We start from the raw sequence: 1,189 nt of genomic DNA, 5'->3' as shown, positions 1-1,189 counted from the left end.
GCGTTTCCAGGGAAGCGAACGGCTTTGACCTATATCGAAGTAGTCGACAGCGAGGACTCCGCCATGCGGAGTGATCAGATCGATGGCACGACGTTTCTGCCAGCTGCGGCTCGCCTCGGGATCTTGAGCGTCCTCGGTACTCACTCGGCCATAGAAAGCGAACCTGAGGCTCATGCCACTTCCCTTCGTGATCCGCGGGTCCGGTCCCGCACAGCCAGTATGACGTTTACCAGCGCGCGGTTGGCCTCGCGCGGAAGCCGATTCCGGTTCGGCAGGTCAATTTGAACACCTCCCTCTGACATGCTCGGTGCATTAATTCGAGCGTCACATTCGGAGCGAGCATGTGGGGTTGGGCATCGTTCAGCCATCGCTTGCCCCTGGTGGATCCCAATGCTGGCTGCGTGTGTGGCGACGGGCTTCCACTAGTCCGATGCGGCGGATGTGAATACGTTGGAGGGCCGCGGAATAGACGAGACTGCGATCGCCGAGGCTGCCGGGGCCGGCACGGTCAAACTCCCACGCCACCAGATCATCGCCACCGGCGAAGTCACAGTCGGGATCGTATTGGTATGCAGTGCTTTTCGAGCTTTCCTGACGCGTCCAAATGGCGCGCTGTTCGCGCAGCACGGTCATGGTAGTCGAATAACGGCGGGATTTGCTGGTGATGTGGCCGCGGAATCCGAGGGTGTGCAACCAGCGTCGAATCCCGGATAGTCCGTTGTCGGCGAGGTGGCTGATGGTGGTCAGGATGGCTCGCACATGGTCGGACACCGCCAGGTCCGGTATGGCTTCGGTCGAGAGGCGGCGTGCGCTGATTCCGAGGTCGGCCAAGGATTTGGTGACGTACTTAGCGAGATAGCGAGCCACCCGCCGGCCGGACAGCGACCTACCCTGTGACGAATCATTTTGTGGTGAGGTGTCATTCATCGCTTTCTCGGGCGCGGTGACGGGTTGGGTGTCGATTTGAGTGCCGAAGCCGATCACGCGCACTGCGCCATCAGCGCACGGATCGTCGACGGTGAGAGTGACGGTGCGGGCGGCGTGTTGGATGATGGTGGCGAGTTCAGTTGCACTGACCGGTGATTCCCAGTCAGACTCATCAGGTTCGTCGCGTGGGTCCAGCCGAATCAGAGCGTGGACGTGGGGGATGGCACGGGCTTGCAGTTCGATAATTTTGATGAAGCTGACC

Annotated in this window: 1 protein-coding gene; it reads right to left on the bottom strand. The window is 60.7% G+C overall.

The window, feature by feature from the left end:
* Positions 1-360 precede the first annotated feature (360 nt).
* Positions 361-1,189: replication initiator (locus IMZ11_RS42365; protein ID WP_374463252.1), on the bottom strand; the 829-nt coding region annotated here is incomplete at its 5' end.

Source organism: Microtetraspora sp. AC03309, from assembly GCF_020826795.1.
GTDB classification, from domain to species: domain Bacteria; phylum Actinomycetota; class Actinomycetes; order Streptosporangiales; family Streptosporangiaceae; genus Microtetraspora; species Microtetraspora glauca.
The sequence above is the reverse complement of the archived record's forward strand: the minus strand, read 5'-3'. Positions and strand labels throughout refer to the sequence as shown.